This window comes from Stenotrophomonas sp. SRS1 (assembly GCF_026130205.1).
Classification (GTDB): Bacteria; Pseudomonadota; Gammaproteobacteria; order Xanthomonadales; family Xanthomonadaceae; genus Stenotrophomonas; species Stenotrophomonas rhizophila_B.
Window position 1 is genome coordinate 392055 of record NZ_JAINFD010000001.1, and the last position, 21318, is coordinate 413372.

At 60.8% G+C, this 21318-nt stretch carries 17 protein-coding genes; 12 read left to right on the plus strand and 5 right to left on the minus strand.

Annotated features, from left to right (window positions below):
- Positions 1-167: 167 nt before the first annotated feature.
- The gene (locus K4043_RS01710; protein WP_265307950.1) at positions 168-1601 is read left to right on the plus strand and encodes a restriction endonuclease; all 1434 of its coding nucleotides are present in this window, start codon (positions 168-170) and stop codon (positions 1599-1601) included.
- A gap of 338 nt (positions 1602-1939) precedes the next feature.
- On the opposite strand, the gene K4043_RS01715 is transcribed toward K4043_RS01710, so the two are convergent.
- From K4043_RS01715 to trkA, 3 genes are all read right to left on the minus strand, one after another.
- Positions 1940-2377, minus strand: coding sequence for a BLUF domain-containing protein (locus K4043_RS01715; RefSeq protein WP_265307951.1), 438 nt, complete (start codon positions 2375-2377; stop codon positions 1940-1942).
- 75 nt (positions 2378-2452) lie between these two features.
- Positions 2453-3859 (minus strand): TrkH family potassium uptake protein, encoded by a 1407-nt coding sequence (locus K4043_RS01720; RefSeq protein WP_265307952.1) that lies wholly within the window; start codon positions 3857-3859, stop codon positions 2453-2455.
- Positions 3860-3972: 113 nt separating this feature from the next.
- Positions 3973-5361, minus strand: a complete 1389-nt coding sequence (gene trkA, locus K4043_RS01725) for a Trk system potassium transporter TrkA (RefSeq protein ID WP_265307953.1) — start codon at positions 5359-5361, stop codon at positions 3973-3975.
- 256 nt (positions 5362-5617) lie between these two features.
- Between trkA and K4043_RS01730 the strand changes: the two genes are divergently transcribed.
- The 3 genes from K4043_RS01730 (at position 5618) to betT (ending at position 10479) form a co-directional block, all read left to right on the plus strand.
- The gene (locus K4043_RS01730) at positions 5618-6871 is read left to right on the plus strand and encodes a DUF2254 domain-containing protein (protein ID WP_265307954.1); all 1254 of its coding nucleotides are present in this window, start codon (positions 5618-5620) and stop codon (positions 6869-6871) included.
- A gap of 484 nt (positions 6872-7355) precedes the next feature.
- Positions 7356-8456, plus strand: a complete 1101-nt coding sequence (locus K4043_RS01735) for a hypothetical protein (RefSeq protein ID WP_265307955.1) — start codon at positions 7356-7358, stop codon at positions 8454-8456.
- 19 nt (positions 8457-8475) lie between these two features.
- Positions 8476-10479: a choline BCCT transporter BetT gene (betT, locus tag K4043_RS01740; RefSeq protein ID WP_265307956.1), complete on the plus strand. Its 2004-nt coding sequence runs from the start codon at positions 8476-8478 to the stop codon at positions 10477-10479.
- Between the two features lie 75 nt (positions 10480-10554).
- Here betT and nhaA read toward each other — a convergent pair whose 3' ends face one another.
- Positions 10555-11727, minus strand: a complete 1173-nt coding sequence (gene nhaA / locus K4043_RS01745) for a Na+/H+ antiporter NhaA (RefSeq protein ID WP_259260818.1) — start codon at positions 11725-11727, stop codon at positions 10555-10557.
- 652 nt (positions 11728-12379) lie between these two features.
- On the opposite strand from nhaA, the gene K4043_RS01750 reads away from it, so the two are divergent.
- Genes K4043_RS01750 through K4043_RS01780 form a run of 7 tightly spaced genes read left to right on the plus strand, consistent with a single transcriptional unit; the run spans position 12380 to position 18796 of the window.
- Positions 12380-13051, plus strand: a complete 672-nt coding sequence (locus K4043_RS01750) for a thermostable hemolysin (RefSeq protein ID WP_265307957.1) — start codon at positions 12380-12382, stop codon at positions 13049-13051.
- Entirely contained in the window at positions 13048-14544 is a 1497-nt protein-coding gene (locus K4043_RS01755; RefSeq protein WP_265307958.1) for an AMP-binding protein, read from the plus strand. The genes K4043_RS01750 and K4043_RS01755 overlap by 4 nt, the downstream gene beginning before the upstream one ends.
- Positions 14541-15215: an iron-containing redox enzyme family protein gene (locus tag K4043_RS01760; protein ID WP_265307959.1), complete on the plus strand. Its 675-nt coding sequence runs from the start codon at positions 14541-14543 to the stop codon at positions 15213-15215. The genes K4043_RS01755 and K4043_RS01760 overlap by 4 nt, the downstream gene beginning before the upstream one ends.
- Positions 15215-16051: an SDR family oxidoreductase gene (locus tag K4043_RS01765; RefSeq protein ID WP_265307960.1), complete on the plus strand. Its 837-nt coding sequence runs from the start codon at positions 15215-15217 to the stop codon at positions 16049-16051. The genes K4043_RS01760 and K4043_RS01765 overlap by 1 nt, the downstream gene beginning before the upstream one ends.
- 34 nt (positions 16052-16085) lie before the next feature.
- Entirely contained in the window at positions 16086-16700 is a 615-nt protein-coding gene (locus K4043_RS01770; RefSeq protein WP_265308522.1) for a hypothetical protein, read from the plus strand.
- Positions 16701-16724: 24 nt separating this feature from the next.
- On the plus strand, positions 16725-17399 hold the full coding sequence (locus K4043_RS01775; protein ID WP_265307961.1) for a response regulator transcription factor: 675 nt from the start codon (positions 16725-16727) through the stop codon (positions 17397-17399).
- 17 nt (positions 17400-17416) lie between these two features.
- On the plus strand, positions 17417-18796 hold the full coding sequence (locus K4043_RS01780) for an ATP-binding protein (protein WP_265308523.1): 1380 nt from the start codon (positions 17417-17419) through the stop codon (positions 18794-18796).
- 150 nt (positions 18797-18946) lie between these two features.
- Here K4043_RS01780 and K4043_RS01785 read toward each other — a convergent pair whose 3' ends face one another.
- Positions 18947-19261 carry a hypothetical protein gene (locus K4043_RS01785; protein WP_265307962.1) on the minus strand — a complete coding sequence of 105 codons (315 nt, stop codon included), beginning with the start codon at positions 19259-19261 and terminating at the stop codon, positions 18947-18949.
- Between the two features lie 275 nt (positions 19262-19536).
- Here K4043_RS01785 and K4043_RS01790 point away from each other — a divergent pair, with 275 nt between their 5' ends.
- Positions 19537-20232: a VIT family protein gene (locus K4043_RS01790; RefSeq protein ID WP_265307963.1), complete on the plus strand. Its 696-nt coding sequence runs from the start codon at positions 19537-19539 to the stop codon at positions 20230-20232.
- The last annotated feature ends 1086 nt before the right edge of the window (positions 20233-21318 follow it).

A 21318-nucleotide genomic window follows, 5' to 3' on the forward strand; every position in this document is an offset into this window, starting at 1 on the left:
ACAACCAACTTGCTTCCAATCCTATCCTGATCAGGCTGTCTATGTCTGCGACGCCTGTTGGCGTGCTTTCCACTGGTAGGTGTGCCCGTAGAGGTCTCGGCCCGCCGGCTCGGTAACCTTGGCCAACCAAGATACACTGCAACCAGTGTCTCGAGAGTGTCCGCTTGATGAGCGAGCCGGAGTGGAAGCGTTACCAGCACGCCACGGCCGACGTATTCCGTCGGCTGGGTTGCAACGCGCAAGAGGATCTGCGGGTTGCGGGCCTGCGGGCGACTCACGCGGTCGACGTCCACGCCACCTTTCTCCGTGCAGGCATCCTTTGCACATGGATCATCGAGTGCAAGTTATGGAAGTCACGAGTGACCAAGGAAAAGGTGCTCGCCCTCAAGAGCATCCTCGAGGACGTTGGCGCGGACCGCGGCATCATCGTTAGCGAAATGGGCTTCCAGTCCGGGGCGCAGGATGCTGCCCGCGGTACGAACATCACCTTGGTGACCTCCTTGCAAGAGTTCGAGCGCACCGCGTTGGCGGCCACGTCCGAGGCCCCGCTGGCGCTGGTTAGCGCCTCCGATCCAATTCCGCTCTACCGGTTTCCACAGCACTCGCCACACGAACTGCTCCTGGTTGAAGACATTCTAATTACGGCCAACTGGCGAGACGGCAGCATTTCACTGGTCGACCCTGCGAGAAAAGTCATTGCGCGTACCTTTGAGCTCGACAAGTACGAGGCGTTTTCGCCGCGTGACGGCACTCGCGTGATTCGAACGCATCCACCCGGCAACTTGGTACTCGCGGACGGCCGCCTCTTCCTTGGCCAAGTGTTCTCCGAGGTCGTGGTTGTTATTGATCTCGCTACCCAAGCGATCATCAAGCGCATCCCGGTGCCCGGTGGGGGCGAAGGCGAGATGGCAGTCTCGCCAGACCAGAAGACGGTCTACTTCGCCAGCAACAAGACCAGCCAATTTTTCATTATCGACAGTGCCACCTACGCGTTCGAGGCGGTGCCCTACCCACAGGGCGGGCGCGGCTGTATGTCCCTACTGCGGCATCCAACCAAACCCCTGCTCTACATCGGCATATCGCGCGGTGGACGCATCGCGGGGCGAGCCTACCCTCATGCGAACTGCTACGTCGCGACATACGACCTCGCGCGACGGGACTACATTAGTACGGTGCAACTGGCCGAGGTCACCAATGGCCAGACCGACGACGCGACACCAGCGTGCCTGACCTACGACGCCGTCTACGAACGGGTGTACGTAGGCATGTTCCAGTCGCGTCGTGGGATCTGTGTCTTGGATCCGGACACGGGCGCGTGGCGCCGGGATGTGAGGTTTGAACGCACCTCGAACAACACAACGCCATTTCCCTGGGTGGACCCGCTGCGCCAAGTGATTGCTGGCTCGTTGTTGCTCAGCGTGAGCCGCAACAACCGCGAACTGGTCAGCTTAGATCGCGAATCCCTAGAGCCCAAGGCCTCCGTCTATCTGGGCGAAGGACGCAGCTGTCCTGGTGATCTGATCGTGTGGCGGGACTTTGCGGTGGTCAGCAATCCCGCGCTACAGGGATTGCACTTCGTCCCGCTCAGTATGCTGGCCTGAATCTCGGTACTTGCGCAGCATGCCCGGAGTGCCAATTGCCTGAACTTAGATGGATCGCTGCAAACCCACGTGATCCCTGAAGCTCTGCAAGATCTTTGTCGGTGTCATCCGTCTCTACGTCCGCTTTGGGTCGGAAGTTGCCCTTCCCTACCCACGATAAATCTTCCTAATCCCCTCCCCTCCGATGTACGCTGACTGCGAGAAGCGTACATCGCCATCGTAGAAGAAAGCCAGTAGATGCCCTCGCACTGGTCTTGAGACTAGCCAGAATGGCCAACGCGGTCATCCGACGATCGCTTGCCCAAAAATACGGGGTAACGAGGGCGACCCCGAGTGGCTCAGAGCTTTGACTTGGCCGCCCAGCGCGGAGAGGAATAGGACGTCACGGTTTGCTCAAGAAGATGGAGCGCTCTTGCAGCTCGGTCTCTTTTCCGGAAAAGAACGCCGCGCAGCTCCAGGGCCTGAGCCATGACTTCTCGCGTTACAGTCAAGCAAACGAGGCGGGGCTCAGGAAAACGGCGATAAAACGTATGACCACGGTCAATAATCGTGGTATCTCGATGGGAGCTTGCTCTAACCAGTCTTCGATAGATTACGTCCAAGCCTGACTTCGGACCTTCCAGATACTGCAAGAAAATTGCACCATCAAAGACCACGGTGCCCGTCACACCCCACCCTGCATTTGCCCGCTCCGCCTCTTTCCAAAGCTCGGGAAAGTTCTTGCTTTCTAGCCCCGGCGCGACAAGGCTCGTGCAGATCAAATACGAGTGCGGCATTGGTCGAGCTGCGTGTGGGAAAAAGGGTCTTTCGGCACGGGGAAATTAAGCATCCGAACATGCACGAACTATACGTCATCCCCGCCAGAAGCGAGGCAGGAAGATGATCAACACCGTGAAGAGCTCGAGTCTCCCCAGCAGCATCGCGAACGACAGCACCCATTTGGCTGCGCTTGGCAGCGAGGCGAACGTCCCTGCTGGCCCAATGGTCTCCCCTAAGCCCGGCCCTACGTTCGACAGCGCGGTGGCCGCGCCGCTGGCGCTGGTTAGGAAGTCCAACCCGAGCCCAAGCAGCACCACCGTAATGACTACATAGCAAACCAAAAACACCGTCAAAAACGCTACCACTGAGCCGATCACCTCGTCGGAGAGCGGCTTGCCGTCGTAGGACCGAGGAAAGACCCCATTGGGATAAAGCAGGCGTAGGAAGTGGACTCGAAGCATCACTGCCATGACCTCGAAGCGAAAGATCTTGATGCCCCCGCTCGTGGAGCCTGTGCACCCGCCAACAAACGTCAACAAGAAAAACACCCCTACGACGGCCGCTCCCCACTGGCCATAGTCCGTTACAGCATAGCCTGTGGTGGTGACCACGGAAACCACACTGAAAGCAGCGTAGCGATAAGCCTGCTCAAACCCATATTGGCCGGATGCAGCCAACCACGTTCCAATCCCACCCACCGACACTGCCAGAAGCCCCAGCAGAGATTTGACCTGGCGATCAAAGAACGCCCTCCGGTCCCCCGCCAAGAACCGCACATACAAGACGAAGGGCAAGGTCCCTGACAGCATGAAGAGCGTGGCAAGCCACTGGATCCCGTTGCCTTGCCATCGACCAAACGATTGATCTGAGGTCGAATATCCGCCCGTCGCAATCGAGGTGAGCGCATGCACGATGGCATCAAAGGGGTTCATGCCTGCCAGCCAATAGGCCAGACCGGCCACAACCGTCAGACCAATGTAGGCATACCCGATCGTCGAGGCGATCTGCCGAACCCGGGGCATGGCCTTTTGCGAGCGATCTGAGGACTCCGTGCGAAACAGCTGCATGCCGCCCACGCCGAGCGCTGGTAAGATGGCAATGGCAGTCGCGATAATGCCGATGCCACCCATCCATTGAAGCAGCCCTCGCCAGAGCAACAAGCCTGGGGGCGCGGTATCAAGACCCGTCATGACCGTGGCGCCGGTCGTTGTAATGCCGGACATCGCTTCAAAAAATGCGTTGGCAAGATGTCCGCGAAGCTGCGGGTGTTCCGAGAAGAGAAACGGCAGCGCACTCACGGCGGACACGGCAGCCCAGCTCAATGGCGTCAGGGCGAAGGCCTGCCTCAATGTCAGGCCCGACTTGCCCCACTTCCCGCGAGAGCGCCAATAGCCCCAGCTCAGCGCACTGCCACAGGTGGCTGAAACCAAAGAGGCCGTCCCAAACGCCAACCAATCCCGGTTGTCGTAATAGAGATCCGCAGCCATGGGCAGCAGCATGAAGGCAGCTGCTGCCAACAGGACTTGCCCAACGATCGCCGCCACCAGACGAAAGCCATTGTGCGGTATTGGCGTCTGACCTGGTGCCCAACGGATACCGCTACTGTTGGCCTTCAAAACGACCGCCCGCCCGCTCCGCCAAGAAGCTTCTCTGCAACATCGATCTCGCCATATGCCACGACCAGCACGACCCTGTCACCCGCATTGATCCGGGTCTCGGCTGTCATATCAAGTGGGTGGTCTTCTCGAATGACGGCACCGACTTTAATTCCTTCCGGCAGACCAAGCGTACCGATGGTGTGCGTTAAAAGTGGCGAACTTCCGGCACCAATCGTGGCTTCAATAACTTCACCAAAGTCCTCGCGCAACGTCTGCAAACCGACAATGGCCCCTCGACGGACGTGCCGCAGCACGGTTGAGACCGTCACCGCGCTTGGACTGACGACAGCGTTGATGCCCATTCCGGGAAGAAGTGTGGCGTAGGTGCTCTTGTTGACTAGCGTCACGGCTTGGCGGCAGCCCAATTTTCGCGCCAAGAGCGAGCAGAAGATGTTGGACTCATCGTCGTTGGTTACGGCAACCAGAGTTTCCTTTTGATCGACCCGAGCCTCTTCAAGCACTGACCGATCCAGGGCATCGCCATGGAGCACAACAACATCGCCGCCAAGTGTTTCCGCCGCGTAGCGTGCCCGATCCCGATCCCGCTCAATGACCGTCATGCGCGCCCTTGGAAGCAAGGCCCGAATGTTTCGAACCAGGTGCATGCCCACATTGCCAGCACCTGCGATCACAAGTTCGGCGACGGGGCGCTCGCGGTGCCCGAAAAGCGCCATCGTCGCCTTGCGCCGCTCTGACCGCGCGAGTATGTAAAGTTCGTCAGCCAGCTCAGCCCGATCCTGCTGTGTGGGAATGAACGTAATGCCCTTGCGGGTTATGGCAAGGACCCTGATGTGCTCAAACTTGCCGTTGGACTCAAGGTCACAGATGCGCTCACCCATCGCCGGACAATCTGGATCCGCCACACCGAGTCCGATCACTTCCAACTGTCCGCGAGCCAAGGGGAGGATCGTAAAGGCACCTGGCGTGCGAAGCCGCCTGGTAATTCCCTCGGCAACCTCAGCCTCCGGGGAAATGATCACATCAATGGGCAGATGCTCAGCCGCAAACAGTCCGTTTGCATCGCGCGCGGTGTATCCCACATGGCGAAGACGGGCGATTCGGCGCTTTACTTTAAAAAGCGAGTAGGCGACTTGGCAGGCGACCATATTGACTTCATCCGAACGCGTCACAGCGATCAGCATGTCAGCATCCATCGCGCCAGCTTCCCGAAGCGTATCCGGGTAAGAGGCATGTCCGACGACCCCGCGAATGTCGTGGCTTTCATCCGCCCGCCTGATCAGCTCGGCATCGGTGTCAATGATCGTAATCGCCACACCTTCCGAGGCCAACTGGCGCGCAATCGTCATCCCCACCTGGCCCGCGCCACACACAATAATCTTCATGGATAGAGGGCTGACAGGACAGATGCCAATGTCAAAAACCCAAGCTCCGAACCGGTCTAAGGAGTTCGATTTTATAGGCCCCGGGCAGGGAGTGTCACCCCAACGGAGTTGGGCGCCATGGCCGCTGGATTGCAGCCTGCTCACCTCGTATTGACGCACACAGGCCTGGGCGGCTGGGATACTGTCAACACAGATAACGAGCAAGCGTCCGATGATGACAAAGTGGCGGCTGGCCCTATTCAGGATTAGCAGGAGGATGTGGTTCCGATCCACGCTCTACGGCGTTCTAGGCGTGGCTACTGCATTGGCCGGTGCGGGCGCTAAATTCGTGCTGCCGGAGGGGCTGGCAACGCAGATTGGTGCCGACTCAGTTGGCAACATCCTTGGCATCCTTGCCGCCTCAATGCTGACAGTGACCACCTTTGCCCTATCCACCATGGTCGCTGCCTACGGCTCGGCGTCGACCAATGCCACGCCGCGCGCGTCCCGGCTCCTGATTGAAGATACGCGAGCGCAAGGCACGCTGGCCACATTTATCGGTGCGTTCTTGTTCTCCATCGTCGGGCTCATTGCGCTGAGCACCGGCATCTACGGGGACAGCGGCAGACTTGTTCTCTTTGGCGCGACCATTGCGGTCATCATCGTCATCACCGTCACGCTTCTCCGCGCCATCGAGCAATTTTCCCGCTTTGGACGACTCGGCGAAACGGTCGATCTTGTCGAGCAAGCCACCTTGAAATCCATGAAGCAGCGTGCAGAAGAGCCCTTCCTTGGCGCTACGCCCTACTCCGGCGTCGCTCCGAGCAGCACGGTCGATGTCTTCGCTGCGGATGTAGGCCATGTTGAACACATTGATGTGCAGCGCCTCAACACGGTTGCAGAACAACACCAGCTCATCGTCTATGTGAACTGTCAGCCCGGCACCTTTGCAACCCCAAACCGTGCGCTGCTCAGTGTCTGGGGCACCCTTCACCATGACCAGAAAACGCAACTGCTCGCAGCTTTCACCATCGGCGGCTCTCGTCGAATAGAGAACGATCCGCGTTACGGCTTGGTCGTCCTTGCTGAGATTGGTGTGCGAGCGCTGTCGCCGGCCGTCAATGATCCAGGGACGTGCATTACGGTCATCGGTAGCTGTGTGCGCCTGCTGCTCAAATGGGACGCTTTGTCATCCGGATCCGAGGCCAAGGACGTTCAATATCCGTTCGTGCACATGGCTCAGCTTGATGTGGATGACCTGTTTGAAGATGTGTTCGCGCCCATATCGACTGATGCAGCAGGGTCGCTTGAAGTCAACATCAGGCTCCAAAAAGCTTTCGCCGCACTGTCTGCTGGCTGCTCATCCACCACGCGCCAGGCGGCGCGGCGCTACGCCGATCTGTCTCTGGAGCGCGCCTTGCAGACCCTTCGCTTCTCTCAGGATCGCGACAAGCTTCGAGCAATCGCTTCCGTAGAGCACAAAAGGGCGAAACGGGCCGTCGTCCCTCAGACCGTAGCGGGACCGAACTGATATCGATGGCCACCAGTCGGGTCCAAGTGGCGTCACTCAATCCTGACCGTACCTGGAACTTGGGCCAGGATGTCGAGAAGAAACGCAGCGCTGAGATTGGGCTGATCGCTTCGAATGGAAATGGGAAGATCAATTTTTTTCGCGACACTCACCAGCGACGGGATCTCTCTATCTAGATCCAACCACCACCCCTCAGGCAACCGTATTCCATTTCCGTCACGATCGTAAAACCGCACTCGATTAGGCACATTGCTCTCCTTCAATTGGCCGCACGCGCGACGTATCACTACTTCCGAAAGTCGCCTGCCACGCCATCCCCTCGTTTTCACGGGCATCATGGTTCTATACCGCCCCAATGCGTCCCAGTTGCTGCCTGATCATGCCGCGCGCACCATGCGGAAGGTTTCCCTCGCTTGGGTGGCTCGCGCTAACGCGCTAGACTTGGACGCTTTCATTCGCAAAATGGAGGCCACGGGACACTATCGTGAAGGTATTTCCCCTGATTTTTTTGTGTGCTGCGGCAACGGCCACAGACACCATTCATGCTCAAGAAGCGCCGGACACTCAGGCAGAACCGTTTGTCGATGTGGGTGGCGCCGTCCGGTTCAATTATGGCTGGCTGGACTACGGCCCCACAAGCCGTTTGCAACTTGAACTGCTTCGCGCAGACGTCAAAGCCGGCGCTGGTCCCCTTTTCTTTTCGGCCCAATACCGCTGGTATGACGGCTTCGATGCCGTCCACCATGCCTACGCCGGATGGAATTTCACCGACGCAACGCAGCTCAAAGCGGGCATCCAGCAGGTCCCCTTCGGACTTCTGCCTACCGTTTCCCAGAGCTTTTGGTTTGGCTCAGGCTACTACCTTGGCATTGAAGACGATTACGATCCGGGTGTGACGATTAGCCATCGAAGTGGCGACCATCACTGGATAGCCGGCTGGTTCTCGGGGGATGAATACGGAAGTGGCTCCCGCTACGACCGATACTCCTTTGACGTGGCCCAGACCGCTGACCTGCCCTACAAGGAGCGGGAGCGCATGCATTTCAGATACGAACACACCAGCTCCTTGCATGACGGTGAGCTGCTGCTCGGGGCTTCTGCATTCAGCGGTCAGGTTCAGAACACCACCACCCGCCGTCACTATGGCCACCAGGGTGCAGCGCTGCATGCCCAGTGGAAACGGGATGGCTGGACGACTCAGCTGCAATGGGCGCGCTACCGTTACAGCGTGCCAGGCAACCGAATTGCGATGTCAGCGTTCCTTGCCCCGTTTGAGATTGCGTCGGAAGCCGATGTCCCCAGTGCAAACGTGGCCTACTCCTTCGGTGAGAAGCGTTGGCTCGATGACATCACCTGCTACAACAACCTCAGCATGACGCGCCCGGTGGGACGCAGCCAAGGCGTGAGGGAGTCATGGCAGAACGTCACCGGATGCAGCCTGCAAAAAGGGATCATGTTGACTTACGTGGACTGGATTGCTGGCAAGAACATGTGGTTTGCAGGCGGCGACGGCATCGGAATCGATGACGGCGGCCCTTCCCGCTGGCAGAGCCGACTCAACCTCAACATCGGGTTCTACTTCTAAGCTCAAGCCGCATTCCAGCTTGAACGATCATCAACCGGAGGAATTTATGCAGAGCCCCGCTCCGCCATCCACTCCTGTTCGCCAGCGCATCTTGCCGCAGGTGTTCATTCCCACTGCGGCCATCGTGCTTTTACTGCTGGCGCTATCCATCTTCGTTCCAGAAAAAGCAACGACTTGGTTCACAGCGGCCAAGAACTGGACCGCCAATGACGCGGGCTGGTTCACCATCCTATCGGTCGCAGGCTTCCTGGTCTTTGTGGTCGGTGTCGCGATCAGTGGTTACGGGCGCATCAAGCTCGGCCCAGACCACAGTCGCCCTGATTACAGCTATGCCTCGTGGTTTGCCATGCTCTTTGCCGCAGGCATGGGCATTGGCCTGATGTTCTTCGGTGTGGCTGAGCCGATCATGCACTACGCCACCCCGCCGACAGGCACGGCCGAGTCTGCCGAGGCAGCTCGCCAGGCGATGCGTATCACCTTCTTCCATTGGGGTGTGCATGCCTGGGCCATCTACGCTGTTGTTGCGTTGGCACTGGCCTACTTTGCCTATCGCCACAACCTGCCCCTGCGGGTGCGATCGGCTCTCTATCCACTGATTGGAGAACGCATCCACGGCCCCATCGGCCACGCGGTCGATACGTTTGCAGCCCTTGGCACCATCTTTGGCCTGGCCACGTCGCTTGGTCTTGGAGTGATGCAGATAAACTCAGGACTGAACTACCTGTTCGGCCTGGAAGTGAGCACCCTCGTGCAGGTGTCCTTGATCGGCATCATCATCCTGGTGGCCACAGGTTCTGTCGTCGCGGGGCTCGATAGTGGTGTCCGTCGCCTGTCTGAGATCAACATGATCATGGCCGTGGCACTGCTTGCGTTTGTGCTTGTCTGCGGTCCCACGGTCCACCTGATGCAGGCATTTGTCCAGAACACCGGCATGTATGCCTCCCAGCTCTTTTCAATGACCTTCAACCTGTATGCCTACGAGCCAAGTGGCTGGCTTGGCGGCTGGACATTGTTCTACTGGGGTTGGTGGATTGCGTGGTCGCCCTTCGTTGGCATGTTCATCGCCCGTATTTCGCGAGGCCGCACGGTGCGTGAATTCGTGGTTGGCGTCTTACTGGTGCCGCTGGGCTTCACGTTCCTTTGGATGACCATCTACGGCAACTCGGCCTTGTTCATGGTCCGCTCCGAAGGTGTTCAAGAGCTCGTCACGGCGGTGTCAAATGACAGCTCAATGGCGTTGTTTGAGTTCCTGCGCCACCTTCCGCTGACGATGATCACCTCCTCGCTTGCCGTTGTCCTCGTCGCGCTGTTCTTTGTCACATCCGCTGACTCCGGCGCGCTGGTCATAGACATGCTGACCTCCAAGGGCGAGGAAGAGTCTCCGGTTTGGCAGCGCATCTTCTGGGCGCTACTGGTTGGCGGCATCGCTGTTGCCCTGCTCATTGCAGGTGGCCTTGAATCACTCCAAGCTGCGACTATTGCCAGCGCCCTCCCCTTTACGATCGTCATGATCTTGATGTGTTGGGGGCTTCTCAAAGCCATGCATCTGGACGCAACCAAGCGCTCGATTTCTCGTGATGCACGATTGCTTCCGGGCACCAGCGATGACTGGCGCGCCAGGCTTAAGCTGCTCGCGCATAACCCTGTCAAGATCGAGGTCGTCGGCTTCATCAAGGATCAGGTGCTGCCCGCTCTCCAAGAGGTCGCGGTGGAGCTGCGCAAGCAGGATCTTCCGGTTGAAGTCACCCAAGGTGATGATGGGCGCGCCTGGCTTCGCGTAGGCCATGGCGAGGAAATGGACTTCTTCTACTCGGTGCGTCCCCAGCCTTACGAGCCGCCCACCTTCGCGTTGCAGGACCCGCGTCGCCCGGTGAGCGACGGCACCCGCCACTATCGGGCTGAGGTCTACCTGCGCGAAGGCGGGCAGGACTACGACGTTATGGGCTGGCCAAAGGTGCAGTTGATCCACGATGTGCTGGACCAATACGAGCGCCACCGCCAGTTCCTGGATCACGTTCGCTGATCAATGCCCCGGCCAACCGGATTCGGTTGGCCGGGACTTGGGCAAGAAGCCTTAGATACAAATCGGCAGCCTGTTCTAGGTTCGGGGTGCAAACCTCAAGACGACCGCTCCCAGCAGCGCGGAAAGCAGCGACCCAAGCAAGATACCGACCTTGGCATCCTCAACGAACGCAGGGTCCAATGGGAACGCGAGCGAGCTGATGAAGAGGCTCATCGTGAAACCAATGCCGCAGAGCAAACTCACGCCGTAGATTTGTAGCCACGATGCGCCCGCTGGCTTTTCAGCAAGCCCGGTCTTGACCGCAAGGGCAACGCCGCCGAACACGCCAATTTGCTTGCCGACGAAGAGCCCAGCAGCGATTCCCAACGGCAGCGGTGCCAAAATGGCGCTCATCGAAATTCCGGACAGATCCACACCGGCATTGGCAAAGCCAAAGATCGGCACGATTACGAAGCCAACCCAAGGCGCAATGCCGTGCTCCAAGCGAACCAGTGGCGACTTAGCACTGGCGCCGTAGGGGATCAGAAATGCACCGACAACTCCTGCAATCGTGGCGTGGACACCTGAAAGAAGCGTGGCATACCACATGGCCAAGAGCAGAACCAAGTATGGCCAGAGCCGCTTCACACCGTTTATCTTTAGCGCATACATGGCAAGCCCCGCGCCAATTGCAGCCGCCAAAGCTCCGATGTCGAGGGACGAGGTGTAAAACAAGGCAATGATTGCCACTGCCCCCATGTCGTCGATGATGGCCACCGACAGCAGCAAGAGCTTCAAGCTGGCAGGCGCGTGCCGCCCCAGGAGCGCCAGCACCCCTACCGCAAAGGCAATATCTGTGGCCGCAGGAATGGCCCAGCCGTTGGACAAAGAGGACTCGTGCCTAGAAGCGGTCAGGAAGATCAGAGCAGGAAGTGCCATGCCGAGCAGCGCAGGCACAGCCGGTAGTCTGCGCTGCTGCCAGGAGGACAACCGCCCACTGATAAGCTCGCGCTTGATCTCCAAGCCCACAAGAAGAAAGAAGATCGCCATCAACCCGTCGTTGATCCAAAGATGCGGCGTCATTGGCCCGAGTTTCTCACTGAGAACCGGGCCGGCATAAGCATGCAGAAATGCAAAATAGCTGCCCGCTGCTGGACTGTTGGCCAGCAAGATGGCGACCATCGACGCCATCATTAGTGCGACACCCGCAGATGCCTCGTTAGCGAGCATGCGCGCAAAGATGCTGCGCGGTCGGTCTATGGTTGTCATCGTGCTCCCTTAAAGCAAGGAGCGAACAAACCGGATAGGCACGACCAGACTCGACGCACCTGAAGGGTTCGTCAGCTCATGGTTGATCGAGGTGTGGAAGATGCCATCTAGCCCAAGCCTGTGAGAGCTGTGAGAGCTGTGAGACATCGAGATGGTCGGAACTTTGGAGTATCAGCATGCGTAGACTCGGAAAACGACAGGTCGTTCTCCGTAATCGGGACCTACCCCCGGGCGCACGCAGCACACGCCGTAAGTCAATTTTACGGATCACGTCGGCAGGGTCAACTACCTACTGCCCATTGCGGAGATCGTGTTCAGACGGCAGATGTCGCGATGCTTGGTCGCGGACAGGCTGGGGATTGCTCGCCGCGCGCAATGCGCCAGCGACAGCCCGATTGGCAGTTCAACTCGAGCCTTGACCTTCGTCCGCTTTCAGCCAGAAACGGACATCCGCCCTACCCCTGATAAACATCCCTAATCCTCCGTACTGCCGGCGATTGATCGAATGCCCGTCGAGGATGCGCACTTGCTCCTGAGCGCCTGGGGATATGAAAAATGGCTGGTCGAACGCAACGAAAGTCTTCCCAAAAGCTAATGACTGCTTAACTAACGGCTAATTCGTCCTTAATCCAAGCCGGCCAGCATGCTCGCCATGTCCTGGATCCCCACCTCTCTCGCTGTCACGTTCCCATCGATCCTGCCGCAGTCGCAGGTGGTGGGCCCGCAAGACCCAAGCCGCAGCGAGGTGGAGCAGTTCATCGCCCACGTATACCGCGAACGCTACGGTGCCACCCTACACGCGTTTCTGCCCCATCTGCTTGCGTTCCGGGATGGCCAGGGGCACCTGGTGGCGGCGGTCGGCATGCGCGTGGGCAGCGAAGGCCCGTTGTTTGTCGAGCAATATCTCGATGAACCGGTGCAGGCCATCCTTTCGCATCGGGAAATCGCCAACGTGGGCCGCGACCGCATCGCTGAGATCGGCAACTTTGCCGCCACCACCCCCGGCGTAGCCCGTGAGCTGATTGTCCGGTTGACCGAGATGCTGCATGCCGCACGCGTGCGCTGGGTGCTGTTCGCCGCCACCCAACAGCTGCGCAACACCCTCGACCGACTGCATCTGGTGACGGTGGAACTTGGCGAAGCAAGCCCAGAGCGACTCACCGGCGATGCATCCCAATGGGGCAGCTACTACCAGGCCCGGCCGAAGGTGGTCTGCGGGAATGTCGCCGCCGGACGTGCGTTCTTGCATCAAACACGAAAACACGATGCGCGCGCCAAGACGGATCCTGATTCGTCTCTGCAAGCCATGGTGAGGGCGCAATGAACGCGCTGACCTCTCCCCTGATCGCCGGTCTCGGCGCGCGCAAGGCACGCGTGCTCACTTCCAGCGCGGAAATTGGCGATGAGCAGATCCGGCAACGCGCATTGCGATTGGCTAGTCGGCTGGACCTGCAAGGCATCGACCGCGTCGCAAGCCAGCTGGACAACGGTATTCACTGGCTGGTCTTGGATCTTGCCGTGCGCGAGCTTGGCGGCGTGCATGTGCCGCTGCCGACGTTCTTCTCTCCCGAGCAGATCGCTCATGCCCTGGAGTCCAGCGGTGCCCAATGCGTGGTCACCGCCCGGGGCGCGCCTGCGCCAACGGGCAGCATGGGCACACTGGGGACTTTGGATGGCGGGACGCTCGCCCTGTGGCGGACCTGTCCGGCGACGTCGGTCGACCTTCCCACCGGCACCGCATGCGTGACCTACACCTCCGGCACGACCGGCCGCCCCAAAGGCGTATGCCTGTCGGCCGACACGCTGCTTACGGTCGCCAGTTCACTGGTGCAAGGATCGTCGGCGATTGCGCCGCGCCGCCACCTGTGCCTGATGCCGCTCTCGACGCTATTGGAGAACGTCGCTGGGTTGTATGCAACGCTGCTCTCGGACGCCCAGATCGCGCTCCCATCACTGGCGGAGATCGGTTACACCGGCGCCTCGGGCCTGGACGTACCGACGCTGCTGCGATGCCTGCACCGCTATCAACCGGAGAGCGTCATCCTCGTGCCTCAGCTGTTGCTGGCGGTGGTGATGGCCGCCGAAAGCGGTACTCTGCTGCCCGCCTCGCTGCGCTATATCGCCGTCGGCGGTGGGCGCGTAGGGCCGGGGTTGCTTGCCCGGGCGCGCGCCCTGGGGCTGCCGGTCTTCGAAGGCTATGGGCTGACCGAGTGTGCCTCGGTGGTCTGCCTCAATCAACCCGGTGCGAGCCTGGATGGCAGCGTCGGCAAAGCGCTTCCACACGCTCGTATCGCCATTGTCGACAATGAAATCCAGGTCGATGGGGCACGCGCACTGGGCTACCTCGGTGCCGAACCGCTTCCCGGCGGTCCCATCCGCACGGGCGACCTGGGCCACGTCGACGCTGACGGATTCGTCCACGTCACCGGCCGCCGCAAGAATGTCTTCATCACCGCGTTCGGTCGTAATGTCTCGCCGGAATGGGTGGAGAGCGAGCTGCTGTCCCATTCGGACCTGGCCCAGGCAGTGGTATGGGGCGAAGCACAGGCCGACAACGTCGCCGTGTTGGTTCCGCGTCGCGCCGACCTGGACGATGCCGCCCTCGCCCGCGCCGTAGCCGAGGTCAACGCCGGCCTGCCCGACTACGCCCGCGTCTCGCGCATCGTGCGCGCATCGGCGCCGTTCTCTGTCAGCACCGGGCTGCTCACCGCCAACGGCCGCCCACGTCGCGACGCCATCCTGTCCCACTTTCAAGCCGAGGTCGATGCGAGCTATCGCCGTCCCGCCTCCATTCCTTCCACGGGAGTATCCGCATGAGTTTCCATTCCGAACTGCTCGCCCAGACCCAGCAGGAGCGAGCCACCCTGATCTCCGTGCCGATCATCCAGTCCGCGCTGGGGGGCCAGATCGCCCGCGAAGACTACGTCGCCTTTCTGGGGCAGGCCTACCACCATGTCAGGCACACCGTACCGTTATTGATGGCCTGCGGGGCACGTCTGCCGGCTCGGCTTGAATGGCTGCGCACCGCCATCGGTGAATACATCGAGGAAGAAATGGGCCACCAGGAGTGGGTTCTGGACGACCTTGCTGCCTGCGGTGCAGACCGCGCCCAAGCCGCCAGCAGCCTCCCCTCACTGGCGACTGAACTGATGGTCAGCTACGCCTACGACACCATCCACCGCGGCAACCCGGTCGGCTTCTTCGGCATGGTCTTGGTGCTGGAAGGAACCAGCGTGGCGCTGGCAACCCGTGCGGCCAACACCATCCAGACCTCTCTCGGCCTGCCGCGCAACGCTTTCAGCTACCTGCTGTCCCACGGCGACCTGGACATCGAGCATGTCAGCTTCTTCGAAGGGCTGATGGACCGCCTGGACGACCCCGCCGACCAGCAGGCCGTCATCCATGCCGCCCGGCGGTTCTACGTGCTGTACGGGGACATCTTCCGCACGCTTCGCCAGGACGGCGTGCGCTGGGCGGAGGCCGCGTGATGAGTCTCGCCGGGAGGACCGTCATCGTCACCGGCGCGAGTGGCGGCATCGGTGTGGCGCTGTGCCACGCGTTGGTCCAGGCGGGCGCCTCGATAATGGCCGTCGGGCGCAACCGCAGCCGGCTCACCACACTTGCCGCGGCGCTACCGGCCGGGCGCGTGCACACCGTGGTCGCCGACCTGTCCACGTCACTGGGCCGCTCGCACCTGATCGCCGCGATCCGACAGGCCAACGTGTCCCCTTCAGTGCTGGTGCTGGGCCACGCCCAAAGCGCGTTCGGTCTGTTTGAGGACCAGCACCCCGATGAGCTGGAAAACCTGCTGCAGACCAACCTGGTCGGCTCTGCCCTGCTCATCCACGCCCTGTTGCCGATGCTGCGCCGCCACGAACAGGCCAGCGTGGTTGCCATCGGCTCCACCTTCGGCAGCATCGGCTTCGCCGGCTTTGCCACCTACAGCGCCAGCAAGTTCGGCTTGCGCGGCCTGATGGAGGCGCTCTCCCGTGAACACGACGGCACCGGCCTGAGCTTCCAGTATCTCTCTCCGCGCGCCACGCGCACCGCCTTCAATACGCCTGCCGTCGATGCGCTCAACGCCGAGCTCAAGGTGGGCAGCGATGCCCCGGAGGCCGTGGCCAGTGCGCTTGTCCACGCCATCGCACAAGGCGATCGGCGCCGCCAGCTTGGCTGGCCGGAAAAGCTGTTCGCCCGCATCAACGGCATGTTCCCCGCGCTGGTCGACCGCAGCCTGCGTGCCCAGCTTCCCATCATCAGGCGCCACGCCTCTAAAGCGCAGCCCATCCAAGAGGACTCCTCCCATGAAGCAACGTCACGGTAAAACCATGTTCATCCTGCTCATCAGCGCGTTGGTCATGTTGGTCGGCATTGCCTGTGCTGCCGAACCGGGAACGCCCATGACGGTGGCCCAGTTGCGCGACCGCTGGGCCCAGATCAACTACCAGACCAGTAAGGCGCAGAGACAAACCGCGTTCGAGGCCTTGGCCAGCCAGGCAGCGAAGACCCGCCAGACCGGGCCACGTGATGCCGGCGCACTGATCTGGGAGGGCATCGTCCTCTCCAGCCTCGCCGGCGAGAAGGGCGGCATGGAGGCGCTCAGCCTGGTGAAACAGGCACGTGCGGACTTCGAGGCCGCCCTGAAGATAGATCCCAACGCACTGCAGGGTGCGGCCTACACCAGCCTGGGCGCCCTTTACTATCAGGTTCCGGGCTGGCCGTTGGGCTTCGGCAATGACGAAACCGCGGCGGCGATGCTGAAGAAGGGTTTGGCCGTGGACCCGAACGGGATCGATGCCAACTACTTCTACGGCGATTTCCTGCGCGACCAGAAGAGCTGGCAGGGTGCCCAGACAGCGTTCGAGAAGGCCCTGGCTGCGCCTGCCCGCCCCGGCCGGGAAGTCGCCGATGCCGGCCGGCGTGCCGAAGCGACCGCCAAACTAAACGAGGTCCGGGGCCACCTTGCCAAGTAAGCGCGGGACAACGAGACTGACTGCATGCGCATCCTGCTCGCCGAAGACGATGCATCACTCGGGGAAGGCATCCGGACCGCCCTGCGCCGAGCGGCATACGCCGTGGACTGGGTGCAGGACGGTGCCTCCGCGCTGACCGCCATCGGCGATGGCGATATCGACCTGGTCGTGCTGGACCTGGGTCTGCCCCGAATGGACGGGATCGACGTCATTCGCAAGGTGCGCGCAGCGGGCGGAAACGTGCCCATCCTGGTCCTCAGCGCCCGCGAGCGCGCCTCTGACCGCACCCTTGGGCTGGACGTGGGTGCCGACGACTATCTGGGTAAGCCGTTCGACACGCCCGAGCTGCTTGCGCGCGTCCGCGCCCTGCTCCGCCGGAGCGTTGGGCGTGCAACACCGACACTGGAGGCCGGCGCGCTGAGCCTGGACCCTGCTCGTCTGACCGCCATCTGGAAGGGGCACACACTGGACCTGACCCGCAGGGAGTTCGCCCTGCTCAGACTGCTCATGGAACAACAAGGCAGGCCGCTTGGGCGCGAGACCATCCAGCAGCACCTGTATGGCTGGGATGAGGACGTGGCCAGCAACGCCGTCGATGTGCATGTCCACCAACTGCGCAGGAAGCTGGATCCCGGCATCATCCGCACCGTCCGGGGAATCGGCTACGCCTTGGGCGACCCCTCGGATGCAGCTGCATGACGTCCATCCGTCGCCGCCTGCTGGTCGTGTTGCTGGGGGTGCTCTCCCTGCTCATGCTCCTGGCGGCCGGTCTGAGCTACCGTGCCGGGCTGCAGGAGGCCGGGGAAATGTTCGACGCTCGGCTGGTGCAGTCCTCGCGGGTGCTGTTGAGCCTGGTCGACGAGCCGCTCAGCGATCTGAGCGCGTTCCCCGGCGACCCCATCGTCCTGCGCGGGTGGCACGGGCGCGCCGACGGCGTTGGCGAGGCATTGGCCTTCAAAGACGGGCACGCATACGAAAACAAGCTGGCGTTTCAGATATGGGCGCCTGACGGTCGCATGCTGCTCCGATCGGACAGTGCGCCCACTGCGCCAATGGCGAGCTTGTCGCCGGGCTACGCGGATGTCGACATAGACGGGGCGCAGTGGCGAACCTTCACGCTGCGCTCGCCACAGGGTCGATGGTTTCAGTCCGCCGAGCGCTCGGACATCCGCCAAGAGCTGGCCGAGGACATTGCCGTCGGCACACTGCTGCCGCTGTTGCTTGCGCTTCCGGTGATGGCCTTGGTCATCTGGCTGACGGTCGCCTGGGCGACGCGCTCGTTGCGGAAAGTCTCCACCGACATCGGTGAGCGTGACCTCGACCGAATGACACCGTTGGATGACACGAAGCTCCCAGAGGAGGTCCACGGCCTGGTCCGCGCGGTAAACGAGCTGCTGCAGCGGCTTGATCTTGCATTGGCACGCGAACGCCGCTTCATCGCAGATGCTGCGCACGAGCTGCGCACGCCGATCAGCGCGGTGAAGGTTCATGCAGACAACGCGCGCCTGGCCACGTTTGATGAAGAGCGCCAAGAGTCACAGCGTTTGCTTGCCCGAGGGGTCGAACGGGTTGAGCGTTTGGTATCACAGCTGCTGTCGCTGAGCCGAACCGAGCGCAGCATCGGCAAGGATGCATTTCGCAAGCTGAGCTTGGACGCCCTGGTGAGCAACGAGGTAGAAGAGCTCAGGGCCTTGGCAGCTTCCAAGAGTCAGGTAATGAACCTCGTTCTCGACACAGCGGACGTCTTCGGCGACGAGTTCTCGCTGGGCTTGCTGGTTCGCAACCTCGTCGAGAATGCCATCCGGTATACCCCCGAGCATGGGGTCGTGGTGGTGTCTACAGAACAGACGGGCGAGCAATGCGTTCTTACGGTGGAAGACTGTGGACCCGGCATTCCCAAGGACCTGCAGGACCGCGTCTTCGACCGTTTCTACAGGGTGATCGGAAGCGGCGCGGAGGGCAGCGGGCTAGGCCTATCAATCGTCCAAGAGACATTGGACGCGCATGACGGCGGGATCACTCTCGGCACTTCCCAGTGCCTTAACGGGTTGAAGGTGACGGTTAAATTACCATCCAGAGGGCAGCAACCAAGCTAGCAACCAACGTCGTCGATGAATTAGGTTGACGGCGGACGTGAGCGTCTGGCTGATCTGGGAGCAATTCAAATCCCTGCCATACGCCGCAGGTGCATCGACTCGGGCTCACCATGCTTTGCGCGGCCCGAGGCACCAACGCCCCTGAACCGTTTAGCCCCCCAGATCGAGTCGTCCATAGCGAAGACGAATGTATGCCTCATCTCGGATGTAGACATAGCCCGAACGGATCAGGACGCCGCAGTGGAGCTCGTGCACCGACACCAGCAGATCCTGTCCGTCGAATGCTCCACCCAGCAGAATTGCTTTTGTGCGCGGGAGTGAGGGCAGCAGAAGGGTGTAGACATCAACAACAGGCTCTGTAGTTCCTTCTAGACCTACGGATGGGACGCGTCTACTGCGGCTCGGGTGAGACACCACTCCTGCCTGATTGGCGAAGCGAGTAGCTGGTTTCAGATGCAGGGTCATATAAAGCTCCATTGATAGAGCGATGCTCCGCACTCTGGCACTTTTGGACGTTGCGTCCGAATTTTCCAACAATCTGTGCGCTTCCGCACATTTACGACAACGGCGTGTCAACGCGTGAAGAGATTCGGTTGGATTCGACCTAAGAGCGGGGATGCTCTCCTCGCGCTCGAAGCTGGTATCGGTATCCCCTGCCTCCTGGCCCTTCTCCCTTGGACATCCATCCAAAGGAGATTGGGACTATGCTGGACTGCCCGCCACTGATCACCGGATAAGTCATGATCCATAGAGAGTTTCATCGAAGCCAGCGCGGGGGCTGGTTGCGCGCAGGGGTTTTGGGTGCGAATGATGGGCTTCTTTCGACCAGCAGTCTAATAATCGCAATGGTCGGTGCTGGCGCGGCAACGCACACCGTGCTCATCACGGGTCTATCCGGGCTTCTTGCCGGCGCACTTTCAATGGCTGCCGGCGAATACGTTTCAGTCAGCTCCCAAGCAGACGCGGAGAACGCCGATACGGAGAAAGAGCGTGGCGAGCTCGCCAACCAGCCGGATGCAGAGTTACTTGAACTGACAACCATCTACGAAAAGCGAGGACTGAGCCGCCCACTGGCCAAGGAGGTGGCTCGGGAGCTCACTGCGCATGATCCCCTGTCCGCTCACCTCCGGGACGAACTTGGGATACACGAACTCACCAAGGCCAGACCGTTACAGGCCGCGGCCGCCTCTGCAACGTCGTTCGTGCTTGGCGCGCTGCCACCCGTTCTGTTGGTCGCATTTCTGAACCAAAGCGGCTTGGCAGCAGCGGTCGTGACCATCACGCTGGTCATCTTAGGAACCTTGGGCGCCATTGCAGCCAAGCTCGGCGGCGCATCCCAGTTGCGCGGGACCGTGCGCGTGATGATCTGGGGCGCAATTGCGATGGGAAGCACGTATGCGATTGGCCTGTGGTTCGAATCGCTGGCCGCAATCTGATACCTGTGTCGACTTTGTTACATGCTTCGACACAATCCTAGTGTTTGCTTCCACTCACACTCAATACGCGCGGAGCAGGCAACTTAATGTGGCGTTGGCCAAGCGAGGCGCGCAAGCAGGTGCCCCGCGTTAGACACACAGACTCAGAGGCGTCGACGTTCTGGATCTTGGTTGGCATTCGCCCCTTCCAGCGATAGCGCGCCGATCCACGAAGTGCGCATCATTTTCCCTGTATTTAGTAGCCAGGCCGGCTTCAGGCCAATAGCGCACGATCCCCGTACAAAAGACTCTGCCTTATCCCTTAAAACGCGCCCTAATCGCCGACGATGGCCGCATGTCCGCTCTCGGTTAGAGGCGGCCCTCTGCCCTACCCCTGATAACGATCCCTAATCGAAATTCAATCGCAGCCAACTCAGCAGAGAGCGGAGGAAAGCGACGGCTGAAAGCTGCTTCTGACCGGCGCGTGTAATCTCTAACGCCTGTATTTCGGGGTGAATGCGCATCTCAGCGGGCAGGACCACTCCCCCGGCGGGTGGGTTCGTTGGCCAAAAAGGCGTTAGAGATTGCACGCGCCAGCCACGCATTCAGGAATCCACCTGCCTTGTGACATGGGTTAGCGTCTTCCAACCCGGCTTGCGGCCGCGATCCCTGCGAGCATAGCTCCTAGCCGCTCGTCGCATCCCGATCGCCAGCGGCGAGCGAGCCACTCCCAAGCCTGGGGGGGGCCACGACGGAAGCGGCGAAGCTACAGGATCATTCAGAGCTTTCCAGGCCCTATATGCTCCCAGCAATGCTGCAGCCCGATCCGCAGGGCCAAGGTCGCCGACTCGAGCTGGCCCCAGCGGTTGATAGCGCCTTTGAGGTTCGGGCATCCGCCAGCCTGCGCCCTCTATTGACCATACGAGGTGCATGCTTGCAATTCCACCAAACCCGATCCCCCAGTTCCGCCCTGACGCCAGGACTAGATCCCGACAAAGCTTGGCGTCCCGCCCCGCCAGGTGACCGGCACGCCAACGCTCAAGCCATTCCCAAAGAGCAAGAATCTCTCCATTGGCGTCAACCGGAGTGGCTTCCGTGGCTGGTTGG

What these genes read in the sequence shown, in the direction of transcription:
- K4043_RS01785 (WP_265307962.1), bottom strand. Translation starts at nt 19,261, where the DNA reads ATGACCCTGCATCTGAAACCAGCTACTCGCTTCGCCAATCAGGCAGGA.
- K4043_RS01715 (WP_265307951.1), bottom strand. Translation starts at nt 2,377, where the DNA reads ATGCCGCACTCGTATTTGATCTGCACGAGCCTTGTCGCGCCGGGGCTA.
- trkA (WP_265307953.1), bottom strand. Translation starts at nt 5,361, where the DNA reads ATGAAGATTATTGTGTGTGGCGCGGGCCAGGTGGGGATGACGATTGCG.
- K4043_RS01750 (WP_265307957.1), top strand. Translation starts at nt 12,380, where the DNA reads ATGTCCTGGATCCCCACCTCTCTCGCTGTCACGTTCCCATCGATCCTG.
- K4043_RS01790 (WP_265307963.1), top strand. Translation starts at nt 19,537, where the DNA reads ATGATCCATAGAGAGTTTCATCGAAGCCAGCGCGGGGGCTGGTTGCGC.
- nhaA (WP_259260818.1), bottom strand. Translation starts at nt 11,727, where the DNA reads ATGACAACCATAGACCGACCGCGCAGCATCTTTGCGCGCATGCTCGCT.
- K4043_RS01730 (WP_265307954.1), top strand. Translation starts at nt 5,618, where the DNA reads ATGTGGTTCCGATCCACGCTCTACGGCGTTCTAGGCGTGGCTACTGCA.
- K4043_RS01770 (WP_265308522.1), top strand. Translation starts at nt 16,086, where the DNA reads ATGTTGGTCGGCATTGCCTGTGCTGCCGAACCGGGAACGCCCATGACG.
- K4043_RS01760 (WP_265307959.1), top strand. Translation starts at nt 14,541, where the DNA reads ATGAGTTTCCATTCCGAACTGCTCGCCCAGACCCAGCAGGAGCGAGCC.
- K4043_RS01775 (WP_265307961.1), top strand. Translation starts at nt 16,725, where the DNA reads ATGCGCATCCTGCTCGCCGAAGACGATGCATCACTCGGGGAAGGCATC.
- K4043_RS01710 (WP_265307950.1), top strand. Translation starts at nt 168, where the DNA reads ATGAGCGAGCCGGAGTGGAAGCGTTACCAGCACGCCACGGCCGACGTA.
- K4043_RS01755 (WP_265307958.1), top strand. Translation starts at nt 13,048, where the DNA reads ATGAACGCGCTGACCTCTCCCCTGATCGCCGGTCTCGGCGCGCGCAAG.
- K4043_RS01765 (WP_265307960.1), top strand. Translation starts at nt 15,215, where the DNA reads ATGAGTCTCGCCGGGAGGACCGTCATCGTCACCGGCGCGAGTGGCGGC.
- K4043_RS01720 (WP_265307952.1), bottom strand. Translation starts at nt 3,859, where the DNA reads ATGCTGCTGCCCATGGCTGCGGATCTCTATTACGACAACCGGGATTGG.